This window comes from Nocardiopsis akebiae, assembly GCF_018316795.1.
Classification (GTDB): Bacteria; Actinomycetota; Actinomycetes; order Streptosporangiales; family Streptosporangiaceae; genus Nocardiopsis; species Nocardiopsis dassonvillei.
The window spans coordinates 6,419,207-6,433,347 of record NZ_CP074132.1 but is presented as its reverse complement, the minus strand read 5'-3'; the positions used below and the strand labels follow the sequence as shown (position 1 = coordinate 6,433,347).

Sequence of the window (14,141 nt, the reverse complement as noted above, 5' to 3'; positions counted from 1 at the left end):
AGAAACCGTCCATGCGCCGCTCACGGGTGCCCAGGGCCCTCGCCTGTGGACTCGCGGTGCTGCTGGCCACCGCGTGCACCGGTGACCCTGAACCCTCAGCGCCCCCTCCCGGGGAGGAGCCCGCCCCGGTTCCCACCGTGTTCGAGGGGCAGGCACCGCCCGGTGTCGAGGGCGAGGTGCTGCGCTACCTGCACGGCGGTTCCGCCGGCGTCCACGAGATCTTCGCCGACCCCCTCGGCGTGCGCATCAGCCCGGTCGGCGACGCCTTCCTGGTCAGCTCGGGCAGCGAGGACCGCCACCTGCTGCACGACGCCGCCACCGGCGAGACCCTGTGGGAGGGCGCGGCTCGCCTCGACGGCTTCGGCACCGACCGGGACGGCGAGCGGGTGCTGCTCATGGCGGACGCCGACGGTCTGCCGTTCGTCCTCGACTCCCGCGGCGAGCTGCTGTGGGAACCGGCGCGGGAGGGCGACGCCTACCTCGACGGCCTCGCCGTGCGCCGCCCCGAGGGGTGGACCGCGGAGGAGCCCCACGGATCGTTCTCACTGCTCGACGGCGGGGGCGACGCGCTGTGGGACTACGAGTTCGAGGCTCCGGCCGAGCCGGAGGAGGGGGCCGCCGAATCCGGGTCCGGCGAGGAGGAGCAGGGGTCCGGGGCCGAGGGGGAGCCCGGGGAACCGGCCCTGGGCGTGCCCGTGGCCGCACGCGGGGACCTGGTCCTGCTCGCCACCGGAGGCCCCGTCCTGCACGCCCGTTCCGTCGGAGCCGACACCCCGGGCGAGGAGCTGTGGACGGTCGAGGGGGAGGACGAGGACCTGGGCCTGCCCACATCCTCCCGGGTTCCCGCGCCGCAGGTGATCGGCTTCTACACGCTTCCCGAACCGGACTCCGCCACCGGGTCCGAGAGCGAGTCGGAGTCCGCGAGCGAGTCCGCGTCCGAGAGCGCCGGGGACGGGGATGACGGAGAGGACGTGGATGACGGGGAGGCCCCGGGGGAGGACGAGCCGGAGGGCGAGGACGTCCTGCTGCTGCGCTGGGCCCAGTCCGAGGCGCCCTCGACCCTCTCCGCGCACGACCCCGACACCGGCGACCTCCTGTGGACCCTGGAGGAGCCGGGCACGAACCCTGTCGCCGGGGCCTTCGACCCCGACGGCGTCGCGGGCAGCCTCTACGACGAGGCCACCGGGACCCTCCTGCTGCCCCAGGCCAGCGGTACGGCGCCGGTGGTCGCGGTCGACCTGGCCGGGGGAGGGGTCCTGTGGGGCCTGGAGGAGGAGGCGGGGTCGATCTCCCCGGCCTTCGCCTTCGACGGCCTCGTCTACGGGGACTCCCGCGCCAGCGGCGGACAGGACCGGCAGCTGGTGCTCGACGCCGTCACGATGGACGTGGTCGAGGACGAACTCCCGGCGTACGTGGAGGCGGTCACCGAGAGCGGGCACGCCATCCTCGTGCACGACCGGCAGCGCTTCGTCTACGGGCCCCTTCCGGACGAACCCTCCGAGGCGGAGTCCGAGGAGCCCTCCGACGCGGAGGGTTCCGGGGCTCCGGACGACGGCGCCAGCTGACCGGCGACGCCGAGGGGCCGCCCCGGCGGCGGCCTCCGGACACCGGGGCGACGGGCTCAGCCCCTGGGCTCGGCCATCCGCAGGACCACGTCGATCCCCAGCGCGCCCGTGTGCACCGTGCCGTCGTCGAAGGCCTCCCACTGCCAGCGCGCGGCGTGCGAGGAGCCCGCGGCGACCACGATCACGTCCGGCGGCAGGCTCGTCAGCACGTGTTCGTCGGCCTGGCCCAGCGGGCGCGGGACCACCACCACCGTCGGCGCCTCCGTTCCCGGGTCCAGCCCGTGGATCGGGTCCGGGGCCGCCACCACCGGGACCGTGTCGGGGACCAGCGAGCGCAGGGGGCGCCCCTGCCTGAGCACCCGTACCCGCAGGCCCGCCGCGTGCAGTCCGTCGGCGACCACGCGCACCGCGTCGGCGGCCACCTTCGGGTCCCCGTCCACCGCCAGCAGCCCGCGCACGCGGGTGAAGTCAACGTGCACCAGGGCGTCCGTCCCCTCCTTCTGCCCCAGGCACACCAGCACGCCCCGCAGCGCGGCCCCCGTCATTGTGTGCACGGACGTGCCGAAGCGCACCGGTGCCGACGACCGGCCGCTGCCGTAGCGCCAGGTGGTCGTGTCCACGGCCCGCCAGGAGGAAGCCGGAGGGGTCGCCCCGGCGGGTACCACGGCGGCCGTCTCCGAGGGCGTGGTCAGCAGGGCCACGGGACGCACGGGCACGTCGGCGGGCGCGCCGACCAGCTCCGCGTGCGCGGTCCCGGCCCGCCGCGCCGCGTCGGGGTCGGAGGCGATCAGGTCCGTCGCGGCGCGGCGCCGCCGCGCGGCCGCTCCCGGGCGCGAGGGCCGCCGCTTCCGCGGACGGTCGGCCCGGGCCGCCGCGGCCCTGCGGAACGGCCAGGCCAGGGCCCGGCCGATCGGCTGCCAGAACAGGGTGATGAGGGTCAGCAGGACCAGGCCCGCCGCGCCCGCCGCGAGCAGCCGCGGGTCGATGCTCGGTTCCTCCTCGGCCGCGGTGTCCCCCGAGGCGGCCTCCGCGGAGGGCTCCTCCTCCGGGGGAGGCGTGTAGGCGGGAGGGGCGGGAGGGGGCGAGGGCGGTTCCTGCCCCAGCGCGTTGGCCCGGTCGACCGAGACCACGCACAGGGGGTCCAAGCCCTCGTAGACGCCCTCGCCGCCGGAGTCGAAGGGCACCACCAGGCGCCACTCGGGGCTCACCTGGCGGTCCTCGCCGAGGGCGCCGCCGTCCGCCTGGGTGCGGCCCGCGTTGTACTCGTAGATCTCGTCCGCGCGCCCGGGGTCGCCCAGGACGAGGTCGGCGATGCCCTCCAGGCCGGGGGAGCCCTCCGGGACCACGTAGTAGTACACGGTGGGACAGATGTCGTACGTGCCGGTGGCGGTGTCCGCCGCGGCCGGTCCCGCGGACGCGGCGCACCAGGTGGCGAGGACCGCCGTGAACGCCATGGCCCCGCGCGCGGGGCGCGCCTGCGAGGATCCGGACCGTGCCGCCGCTGTCAGGGTCACTCGCTCTCTCCTGTGACTGTCTTCGCTGCTGGGGAACGCCTTCCGTGCCGCGCGGACCGGCGTCGCCGGGCCCGGGGCCGGTTCCGCGGGGCGGCGGACACCGCCAGGGACGGGCGAAGGCAAACCCTACGAGGTTCGGGAGAACTTTGCGGGCCCCTGGGACATCTGTTCACGCGTGGGCGTGGCAGTCTATGATGTCGGACTCTCCGAGCGCCCCCGGCCCCGGGCCCGCACAGTCCCCTCCCCATCCCCGTGGCAGGTGTGAGATCGCCTGAACCGCGCCGTTCTGCGATCTGGAAAGCGAGCGATACGGGACGTGGCCAAGCAACCGCGCACTCACCACAGGTGGGACCTCCTCGACAGGGAGGGGGACCCGGTTCCGTGGTCCGCCTACGACGTACGTTCGCTCAAGACGTTCTACGAGGGGCTGGCGGACGCCGCCGAGCAGGCCGCCGCCGACCTCCGGAGGCTGGACAAGGGGCGACTGGGCGAGGGCAGCACCGTCGACGCCCTCAAGGAACTCATCGAGGAACTGCCCAAGTACCTGGACAAGGCACACAACGCCTACGAGAAGGGCTACAAGGCCCTCGAAACCTGGACGGGCGCGCTGGAGACGGCCCGCGAGCAGAGCGGGATCATCGTCTTCGAGGCCGAACAGGCCTACCTCGCCCTGGAGGACCCCGAGGAGTGGAAGCGGGAGACGGACGGTGACGACCCCGTCCGCGACGCATACGTCACGCGCCTCCAGACGGTGCTCGGTGACATGGACGACGCCGTCAGCACCTGCAAGAACGCCTTGGAGGAGGCCAAGCAGGGCGATCCGAACGAGCTGTGGGGATGGCTCGACGCGATCGTCACGTGGGTCGAGGAGAACCCCCTCATCTACGCGGCGATCCTCGTGGTCGGCGGTATCGCCGCCATCTTCATCCCGGGCCTGGGCATCGCCCTGGCCCTCGGGGCGCTCGCGATCAGCGCGTCCACCCTCCACCGTGAGGGCAAGCTCGGTTTCAACATGGAGACGGTCACCACCCTCGGCCTGGACCTGATCTCCCTCGTCCCCGGCGGTGTGCTCCTGCGCGGCGGGCGCGCGGTGACCCGGGGTCTGACCGCCGCGGCTCCGCGCGTGACCGGAAGCATCTCCTCGGGAGTGCGCAGCGCCTCCTCGGCGGTGCGGGGCGCCACCAGCGGGGTACGGGGCGCGGTGGGCGGCAACCGCGCCGTCCGGACCGTCACGTCGACGGTGGGCCGCGTCAGCCGGGACCACCCGATCATCTCCACGACCATCACCACCGGCGCCCGGGACACCGCCGTCGGCATGGGCTCCTCGATCGCCGTCCAGATGGCCGCCGGTACCTCCTGGGAGGACATCGACCTCGGGTACGAACTCGCCAGCGCCGCCGCGACCAACGTGCCCGGCGCCGCCGTCGGCGCCGCCCGCGACCACGGATCGCTGCCGTCCTTCCTGGGCGGCTCCGACGGTTCGGGCGGCGGCTCCGGCCCCGCTCCGGGGCCCGATCCCGCGCCCACGGTCGGCGACGGCGCGCCCCCGGAACCGGCGGCCGCTCCGGCCACGCCCGACGCCGCCGTGGGCTCCGGCGACTCCGACACGGGCGGGAACCCGGCCACGTCGGAACCCGCCGTCACCCCGTCCGCTCCTGACACGGGCGGAATCCCCTCCACCCCGGAACCGGCGGCCGCTCCGGCCACGCCCGACGCCGCCGTGGGCTCCGGCGACTCCGACACGGGCGGGAACCCGGCCACGTCGGAACCCGCCGTCGCCCCGTCCGCTCCTGACACCGGCGGTGCTCCCGCGACCGCCGACGCGGGCGGCACTCCCGGAGCCGCCGACCCCTCCCGCTCCCCGGGGGACGGCCCGGACGCCTCCCCGCAGGGCGGTACGACCTCCTCCGCCACCGCGGACTCGACGGACGGCGGGCCCGGTCCCGAGGGCCAGCGCTTCGAGGGCGAGTACGGGGGCTCCACGGGCGGGGCCAACGTCGCGGGCGAGGGCGTACGCCTGCCCTCCCAGCGCCCGGGCCAGCCCGGGGAGCCGATGGTCGACGACCGCGTGCCGCACCGGAACGACACCTCCGCCGCGGGGCGGCCCGGCGGGGAGGCCCCGGCCGCATCCGGCCGGGCGGGCCAGGACGAGGGGGCCGCAGCGCCCACGGGACCGCGGGCGGAAGACACCCCGGCCGGCCCCGACGACGGCGTGCCCTCCGCCACGCACGACGGCACGGGAGCGGCGGAGGGCCGCACCGTGGCCTCCGGCGACTTCGGCGAGTACCGCACCGGCCGGGGACCGGACGGGGAGCGCAGCGTCTCCTACCGCTATCCGGCGGACGGCGGCGACTACACCATGGACGTCACCCGCGACGGAGTGGACGTCAACGGCACCTCGGTGCGGCGTACCGACGACGGCTTCCAGGTGGCCCGGCCGGACGGCGCGTCGGTCACGGCCTCACGCGGCGGGAACGACGAGCCGCGGGGCGTCACCCTGACCGGACCGGACGGCGCCCCCGGCGCCTCCTACCGGGACGGGGAGGTGCGCGTCCCCACCGCGGACGGCGACGTCACCGCCTCCCGGGACGGCGACGGCTCCACCATCCGGACCGGCGACGGCCTCACCGTCCAGCAGCCCCGCGGCGACGGCGACGTCCGCATCACCCGGGGCGGAGACGGGCCGGTCGACCTGCGGTTCGAGAACGGGGGCCCGGAGATCTCCCGGCCCGGGAACGACGGCTCCTCCGCCGTGCCGCGCACCCGGGTGACCGACCCCGCCACCGGCCGGAGCACGGAGATCGGCCCCGACGGCTACCGGCTCGACACCGGGGGCGCTACCTCGCAGAGCTACGACCGCGGGACCGACAGCGCCACCGTGGACTCCGGAGACACCCGGATCCGGGCCGACCAGCACGAGGTCAGGGTGACCGACGGCGCGCGCGGAGTCGACCTGTGGCAGGGCCGTGACGGTGCGGGCGCCGCCACGGGCGCCAACTCCAGGGCGGTCGTCCGGCCGGACGGCAGCGCCGAGATCAGGACGGACAACCCCTCGCTGACCCCGAGGGCCGTCCAGGACGCGAACGGCCACGTCACCGTCGGGGACACCCGTACCGCGCCGGGGCGTGTGCGCACTGAGGACGGTGCCGCCGTCGGGATCACCGAACGGGACGGCCGGACCGTCGTGGAGGTGCGCGGAACCGACGGGGCCACGCGCTCCTACGGCACCGACGGCCGCCCCCACGGGCCCTACCCGCCGCTGCGCACCGATCCCGCTACGGGCCAGCCCTGCGTGCTCACGGGCGGCACCAGGGTGACCCTCGTCCAGGGCTCGGACCCCGCGCTGCGGGTGGACACCCCCCAGGGCTGGACCGTGACCACCTCGCGCGACGGCCAGTCCTCGGTGAGCACGCCCCCGGACGCCCGGGGAGACCGGCTCCAGACCGTCCGCGAACCCGACGGTTCCACCGCGATGAGGAGCGGCGACCACTGGGTCGCCTCCGGACCCGAGAGGCCCGGCGGTCCCGGGCGCGTGGTGGCGGGCGGACCCGAAGGCGTCCACGCCCGCAGCTCCGCCGACGGCGCCCACGTGTCCGACGGAACGACGCGGACGGACGCCCGGCCGGGGGCCTCGCCCGGTCTGGGGAGGGGGGAGACCACGCACGCGGCGCCCCCCTACGGGCCGGTGGCCGAGCACTCGGGCACGGGAGGCCGCGTGACCACCGACGACGGGATCACCGTCCACACGCGCGCGGACGGGCTCCGGGTGGACGTGCCCCGCGACGCGGACCGCACCGTCCGCGACGGCGACCGCACCATCGGCGTCGGTCCCCGCGGCACCGACGTGCGCGGGCCCTCCCCGGACAGCCAGGGCAACCCCCCGCTGCGCATGGGCGAGACCGCCGGGGACGCGGGCAGGGTCCCGCCGCGCTGGCGCGTGTCCGCGGACCCCGAAGGAGGCATGACCGGGCACACCCGCCCCGACCAGGGCGTCAGCGTGCGGCCCGAGCCGGGCAGGCTCCCGTCCCCGTTCCGCGGGGCCGACGAGGTCGGCTTCCGGTCGGGGGACATCGAGGGAACCCAGACGCGCTCGGGCCGGACCACGGTCACCGACGGCACCGGCAGCACGGTCCGGGACGGCCGGGGAGGGGTCCGGGTGGACGGCGGCGACGGCCGTCCCGACCTGCGCGTCACCGAAGACCACGTCCGGGTGACCACTCCCGGGGGCGCGCAGCACCGGGTGGACGTTCCCGGCGCACGCGCCGACGACGGCGGCCTCACCGGTACGCCCCGCACCGACGGCGCCCCGGCTGTGCGGACCGACGGTGACGGAGCCCCCGCGCGCACCGACGACGGCACCGGTGCCTCCGGCGGCCGGCGGGACGGGGACTCCCCGGACGGGGACCGTTCCCCAGTGCGGCCGAGCCTCAACAGCTTCGGCGCCATGCTGGAGGAGATGCGCCTGACGCTCGCCAAGAACTTCGTCAACGTCCTCGGCGGCCTGGGAGTGGAGATCGCCTGGCAGGAGTTCGCCGACGGCGACTTCACGGGTACCGACGTCGTCCAGGCCGTCGTCCAGCTGGGTACCGCCGTTCCCAAGGGCCTGGCCGAGGGCCGGATCTCCGGGACCACCGCGCTGCCGACGGACGGCACGGGGTCCCATCTGGCGGCCTTCCCGCTGGAGATGGGCCACCAGGCGGTGCGCAACGACCTGCGCGACCTGATCACGGGGGAGTACCTCGAAGAGGAGTCCGCCATCACCGCGGAGAGGGGTGCCATCGCGGAACAGGCCGGCTTCCTCGACGAGGAGCTGATCCCCGAGCTGGACGCGGAGATCGGTGCGCTGGAGGCGGACACCAGCCGCACGCCGGAGGAGGAGAGGGTCCTGGAACGGCTGAACGCGGTCAGGGACGCGGCCGAGGCGCTGAGCGCGGACCTGGCCAGGAGGGACGCCGAGCTCGACGAGAGGGTCAACCTCCTCTAGGGGCCGGACCGCACACACACCGAGGAAGGGAGTACGCGTGGCACGTGTCGTGAGGATCGACATCGGCGCCCTGGAGGAGATGGAGCGCTCCCTGGGGCGCATCCAGAACGCCTTCGCGGGCGAGAACGTCGAGAGCCCCGAGGACAGGTCCGAGGACATCGGCCCCGGCGACCTCGTGGACAAGGCCAAGGACTACGGCGAGGACTGCAAGAAGAACTACGAGCGCCAGGCCGAGGACCTGGGCGCCCTGCTCCAGGCGATCACCCCGGTCATCGACAGCTTCCGGGAGGCCGACGAGAAGCTGGGCGCGAGCCTGACGGAGGGCGACAAGCCCGCTCCTCCGCCCAACCAGGTCGCCGTCTGACCCCGAGGCAGTAGAGGAGAGGCACCTCCATGCCCTACCAGTTCGAAGAGGACGTCCCCGAGGTCGACATCCTGTTCGACATCGCCGTCCCCGAGACGTGGACGCAGTACGACCTCAGCGGGGACGCCCTCGCCCGGCTGCGCGCCCAGGCCGTCGAGATGCACGGGAACAGGCCCGAGGAGCTGGACGCCCTCGACGACATGTTCGGTGACATCGCCCAGGTGACGAGCGACGTGGTCGGAGCGGGCCTGCTGGCGGCGGCGGGTGTCTTCGAGGAGTACGACGACGGCTTCTTCATGGCGACCGTCTGCGTGTTCGCCTTCCCGGCGGGGAGGGGAGCACAAGCCATGGACCCGATCCGGATGATCGAGCACGTCTACCCGGACACCGCCACCGCTCGTGAGGGCACCTGGCTGCGCAAGGACGTGGTCGACCTTCCCGAGTCCGGCGCGGGAACGTGCGGCCGCGTCTTCGGTATCGCCGACCACGACCTGGAGGACGCCGTCGTCCGGTCGGTCGTCATGCACACCGCCTTCGAGCTCCCCGGGCTCGACAGACGCGTCATGGTCAGCTGCACCAGCCCCAACTCCCAGCAGGCCGAGGAGGTCCTGGACCTCTTCGACGCCGTCACCGCGAGCGCGCGGTTCCGGCTCCGCGAGGTCGAGCGGACCACCTGAGGGGACCGCGTCCGGTGGTGAACGGGGCGAACCACCACGCGGAATGACGTATCCACCACAATGGTGCTCGCGGAAACGGTCCAGGCCCCCGCCACGACCGCGCCGAGCGGGCACGAGCGACAGGACCCACCCGACCAGACCAGCAGGAGGCACACATGCCCGTGTACAACGTCGACAGCGACAAGACCGAGGAGACCTCGTCCTCCCTCATCCAGGAGTTCAACGAGTTCACCGAGCGCCTGGAAGGCATCAAGAGCAAGGTCGACGGCCTCATCTCGGACGGCTACAGCACCCCGGCCGCCGAGAAGCACTTCCGTCCGTTCTTCGAGGAGTTCAACACCGGTTTCGAGGGTGTGAACAAGGGCCTCGAAGGCATCGGCAAGTACATCAAGACCGTCGGCGAGACCTTCAGCGAGACCGACGACAAGCTGGGCGAGGGCCTCAGGGGCTGATCCCGGGGAAGACCCCGGCACCACCCGGAAGGCGGGGCGGCGCCTTCGCGCCGTCCCCGCCACGACCCGACGACGAACCCGGAAGCAGTCCCACCGTGCGCCTCCTCTTCACAGCGACCCCAGCCACCGGTCCGGCCGTGGACGGCCCCGACGGCAGCGGCCCCGTGGCGTCCTCCGCGCTGCGCCTGGACGTCCTCGTCGACGCCGACCCCAGCTCCACGGTGCGCCAGCTCGCCGAGGCCGTCGATCCGATGGTGCGCACCCTGCCCCGCGCACCCGGCCAGGACGTGCCGCTGTACCTGGGCGACCGGCCCGTGGACCCGTCAGCCTCCCTGGCCGACGCGGGCTTCCTCGACGGCTCCCTCGTCGGCGTGGGCGGCCCCGCCCCGGTCAAGGGCGAGCCTCCCGGCGTGGTCGAGGTCCGCGTGGTCTCGGGCCCCGACGCCGGGCGCGTGGTCCGCCTCGACCCCGGCGACTACGTCGTCGGCGACGACGAGGTCGCCGTGCTCGCCGTGGAATCCGAGGGCTACTGGGCGCGGATCCGGGTCGCCCCGGACGGGACCGCCACCATCCTGGGCACGAGCGGGGGCCGGGGCTGCTCCCTGGAGGGCGACGAGGTCGGCCCGGACACCGTCTGGCCGCAGGGCGAGCAGCTCACCCTGGGCGGCACCCTCTTCGAGGTGTGGCCCAACCACCGCCCCGACGCCTCCGTGGTGGCCTCCGACGACGGCACCGGGCTGGACTACAACCGCCCGCCCCGCCTGCACCCGGCGCCCACCAAGACCAGGTTCAAGCTGCCCACCCCGCCCGAACCGCCGGACCGCCCGATCACCCAGCTGATCATGATGATCCTCATCCCGATCACCATGGCGGTCGGCAGCGCGCTCATCATGGGCCGCCCCCAGTACCTGCTCATCGGTCTGCTCGCCCCCGTCTCGGTGCTGTTCATGCAGATCATGCAGCGGCGCACCACCAAGGCGCGCTACGACAAGCAGCTCAACGAGTACGAGGAGAAGAAGGAGCGCGTCACCCGCGACGCGCGCGACGCCCTCGTCGCCGAACAGCGCAAGCTCCGCGACACCTGCCCCGACCCCGCCGCCGTGCTGCTGCTGGCCACCGGCCCGCGCGCGCGGCTCTGGGAGCGCCGCCAGATCGACGAGGACTTCACCCAGCTGCGCGTGGGCACCGGCAGCATCCCCTCCCAGGTGGTCCTGAGCGACCCCACCAAGGACGAGCACCGCCGCGACGTCACCTGGAACATGCGCGACGTCCCGGTGAGCGTGTCGGTCAAGGACAACGGGGTCGTGGGCGTGGCCGGGCGCGGCGAGGGGGCCGAGGCCCTGGAACGGTGGCTGGTCGCCCAGCTCGCCGCCCTGCACAGCCCCGCCGAACTGCACCTGTACCTGCTGTCCATGGAGGGCGACCACAACCGCTGGCGCTGGACCCGTTACCTGCCCCACCTGCGCGGCGACCGCCCCCAGCTCTCGCTCGGCCGGATCGGTATCGACGCCACCACCTGCGCCCGCCGGGTGTCGGAGCTTCTCATGCTCCTGGAGGCCCGCCAGCAGGCCCGGCGCGACCCCGCCGACCAGCCCGCGGTCGTGGTGGTGCTCGACGGCGCCCGGCGCATCCGCTCGCTGCCCGGCGTGGTCCAGCTGCTGCGCGAGGGCCCCGAGGCCGGAATCTACGTCCTGTGCCTGGACGCCGACGAGCGCCTGCTCCCCGAGGAGTGCCAGGCCGTGGTCAGCTCGACCCCGCACGGCATGCGCCTGCGCCGCACCTCCTTCGACAACGTCGAGGACGTGCGCGCCGACGTGCCCTCCGCGGCCTGGGCCGACCGGCTGGGCCGCGCCCTGGCGCCCATGCGCGACAGCAGCGTCGGCGAGGGCGGCGGCTCGCTTCCGCGCAGCGCCCGCCTGCTCGACGTCATCGGCCTGGAACCGCCCGACGGCGAGGCCATCGCCGCCCACTGGGCCTCCGGGGGGCGCAGCACCGTCGCCACGCTCGGCGCGGGCCTGGACGGCCCGTTCTCGGTGGACGTGCGCCGGGACGGCCCGCACGCCCTCATCGCCGGCACCACCGGTTCGGGCAAGTCCGAACTTCTCCAGACCCTCGTGGCATCCCTGGCGGCGGTCAACCGCCCCGAGTCCATGTCGTTCGTGCTGATCGACTACAAGGGCGGCAGCGCGTTCAAGGACTGCGTCGAACTGCCGCACACCGTCGGCATGGTCACCGACCTGGACACCCACCTGGTGAGCCGGGCCCTGGTGTCGCTGGGCGCCGAACTGCACCGACGCGAGCACATCCTCGCCAAGGCCGGGGCCAAGGACATCGAGGACTACCTGGAACTGCTGGACCGCGACCCGCGCATGCCGCAGATGCCCCGCCTGATGCTGGTCATCGACGAGTTCGCCTCCATGGCCCGCGAGCTGCCCGACTTCGTCAAGGGCCTGGTCAACATCGCCCAGCGGGGCCGCTCCCTGGGCATCCACCTGGTACTGGCCACACAGCGCCCCGGCGGCGTGGTCACCAACGACATCCGCGCCAACACCAACCTGCGCATCGCCCTGCGGATGACCGACGAGGCCGAGAGCCGGGACGTCATCGACGCCGCCGAGTCCGCGCACATCGGCATCGACACCCCCGGGCGCGCCTACGCGCGCCTGGGGCACGCCTCCCTGCTGCCCTTCCAGTCCGGCCGGGTGGGCGGGCGCAGGGTCGTGGCCGCGGCCAACGCCTCCGACCCGGTCGCGCACGCCGTCAAGTGGTCGGACCTCGCACTGCCCGCGCCCGCGGCCGTCCAGGGCCCCGCCGACACCGGCGACCTGGAGGTCACCGACCTGACCGTCCTGGTCGCCGCGGTCAAGGAGGCCGCCGAGCGGTCGGGCGCCCGCCGCCAGCCCAGCCCGTGGCTGCCCGCGCTGCCCACCGCGCTCACCCTGTCCGAGCTGCTGCGGGGCCGTTCCCCGCAGGCCGTGCACGGCCGGATCCAGCCCGCTCCGGTGGGACTGGTCGACGTGCCCGCCCAGCAGCGCCAGTTCCCGTACGTGTTCGACCTGGGCAGGACGGGGCACCTGCACGTCATGGGCTCGGGCCGCACCGGCCGTTCCCAGGCGCTGCGCACCATCTCCGCCTCCCTCGCCCTGGCCCACCACCCCGGCGACGTGCACATGTACGGCCTGGACTGCGGCAACGGCGCCCTGCTGCCGATGGAACGGCTCCCGCACTGCGGCGCGGTGGCCCAGCGCACGCAGGGGGAGCGGGTCGTGCGCCTGCTGGGCATGCTCGGCGAGGAGCTGGACCGGCGCCAGAAGCTCCTCGCCGCGCACGGCTGCGCCGACCTGGAGGAGCTGCGCACCAAGCTGGCGCCGGACGAGCGCCCCGCCCACGTGGTGCTGTTCATCGACCGCGTGGACGCCTTCGAGCAGACCTTCGGCGAGTACAACTACGGCGCCCTGGTGGAGGGCGTCACCACCCTCATGCGCGACGGCGCGGGTGTGGGCGTGCACGTGGTGGCCACCGGCGACCGCCTCCTGACCCGCACCAAGTACTCCTCCACCACCGAGGAGCTGCTGGTGCTGCGCTGCAACGACAACGGCGACTACAGCGCCGCGGGGCTCAACGCCCGCTCGCTGCCCGAGGAGATCCCCGACGGCAGGGCCTTCCGCGCCGGGGACGCCATGGAGGTCCAGCTCGCCCTGCTCAACCGCGACCCGCAGGGCTCGGCACAGGGCGCCGAACTGGCCCGTATCGCCGACTTCGTGTCCCGGCGGCCCCAGCAGGAACCCGGGCCGCGCCCGTTCCGGGTGGACGTCCTGCCCGACCAGCTCACCTACGCCGACACGGCCCGGTACCGTTCCGGGGCCCCGCGTCCGCTGCACGCGCTGCTGGGTGTGGGCGGAAACGAGCTGACCGCGGTCAGCGCCGACCTGTCGCGCGTCCCGACGTTCCTGGTGAGCGGGCCGCCCCAGTCCGGACGCTCCAGCATGCTCGCCACGATGGCCAGGTCGCTGCTGGAGGCCGGCACCGAGCTCCTGCTGGTCACCCCGCGCTCCTCGCGGCTCGCGGACCTGCGCCACCAGCCGGGGGTCCAGGGGGTCCTGGACGCGGCCGAGCCGAAGCTCTCCCGACTGCACGAGGCGCTGGGCCGGTTCCAGGGCGAGACCGCCGTGGTGATGATCGACGACGCCGAACTCCTCCTCCAGAGCGACCTCGGCAAGGAGTTCACCCGTATCGCCCGCGGCATGGTCGGCGCCGGGTGGGGCATCGTCGCGGCGGGAACCAACGAGGCCCTCCAGGGCGGCTTCAACGGGTGGCACGTCCACCTCAAGCGCAACCGCGTGGGAGCCCTGCTCTCGCCGCAGGCCCAGAGCGACGGCGAGGTGCTGGGCATGCGCCTGCCCAAGGGCGTGTCCAGTCCCCGCCTCACCCCAGGCACCGCCTACCTGCACCTGGGCGACGGCCGCATCCAACAGGTGAGGGTGCCGCTGCCGTGACCGCCACCGGCCGCCCCGAGCGGGGCGGCCGGGCCGGGACCGGTGATATTCATGAGTGTGCCCCCTTCCTCCCCTCACCCCCTCCGGGG

The 14,141-nt window shown here is 74.3% G+C and carries 7 protein-coding genes; 6 read left to right on the top strand and 1 reads right to left on the bottom strand.

The window, feature by feature from the left end:
• Positions 1–11: 11 nt before the first annotated feature.
• On the top strand, positions 12–1,565 hold the full coding sequence (locus tag KGD83_RS27580) for a hypothetical protein (protein WP_212641819.1): 1,554 nt from the start codon (positions 12–14) through the stop codon (positions 1,563–1,565).
• Between the two features lie 56 nt (positions 1,566–1,621).
• Here the strand turns inward: KGD83_RS27580 and KGD83_RS27575 are convergent, their stop codons facing one another.
• Positions 1,622–3,079: a hypothetical protein gene (locus KGD83_RS27575; protein ID WP_249352049.1), complete on the bottom strand. Its 1,458-nt coding sequence runs from the start codon at positions 3,077–3,079 to the stop codon at positions 1,622–1,624.
• Positions 3,080–3,395: 316 nt separating this feature from the next.
• On the opposite strand from KGD83_RS27575, the gene KGD83_RS27570 reads away from it, so the two are divergent.
• The 5 genes from KGD83_RS27570 (at position 3,396) to KGD83_RS27550 (ending at position 14,052) form a co-directional block, all read left to right on the top strand.
• Positions 3,396–8,063 carry a hypothetical protein gene (locus KGD83_RS27570; RefSeq protein WP_212641818.1) on the top strand — a complete coding sequence of 1,556 codons (4,668 nt, stop codon included), beginning with the start codon at positions 3,396–3,398 and terminating at the stop codon, positions 8,061–8,063.
• A 37-nt stretch (positions 8,064–8,100) separates the two neighbouring features.
• On the top strand, positions 8,101–8,427 hold the full coding sequence (locus KGD83_RS27565) for a hypothetical protein (RefSeq protein WP_212641817.1): 327 nt from the start codon (positions 8,101–8,103) through the stop codon (positions 8,425–8,427).
• Between the two features lie 29 nt (positions 8,428–8,456).
• Entirely contained in the window at positions 8,457–9,104 is a 648-nt protein-coding gene (locus tag KGD83_RS27560) for a hypothetical protein (protein ID WP_212641816.1), read from the top strand.
• A 155-nt stretch (positions 9,105–9,259) separates the two neighbouring features.
• Entirely contained in the window at positions 9,260–9,556 is a 297-nt protein-coding gene (locus KGD83_RS27555) for a WXG100 family type VII secretion target (RefSeq protein ID WP_017563317.1), read from the top strand.
• A 95-nt stretch (positions 9,557–9,651) separates the two neighbouring features.
• Positions 9,652–14,052 carry an FtsK/SpoIIIE domain-containing protein gene (locus tag KGD83_RS27550; protein ID WP_212641815.1) on the top strand — a complete coding sequence of 1,467 codons (4,401 nt, stop codon included), beginning with the start codon at positions 9,652–9,654 and terminating at the stop codon, positions 14,050–14,052.
• The last annotated feature ends 89 nt before the right edge of the window (positions 14,053–14,141 follow it).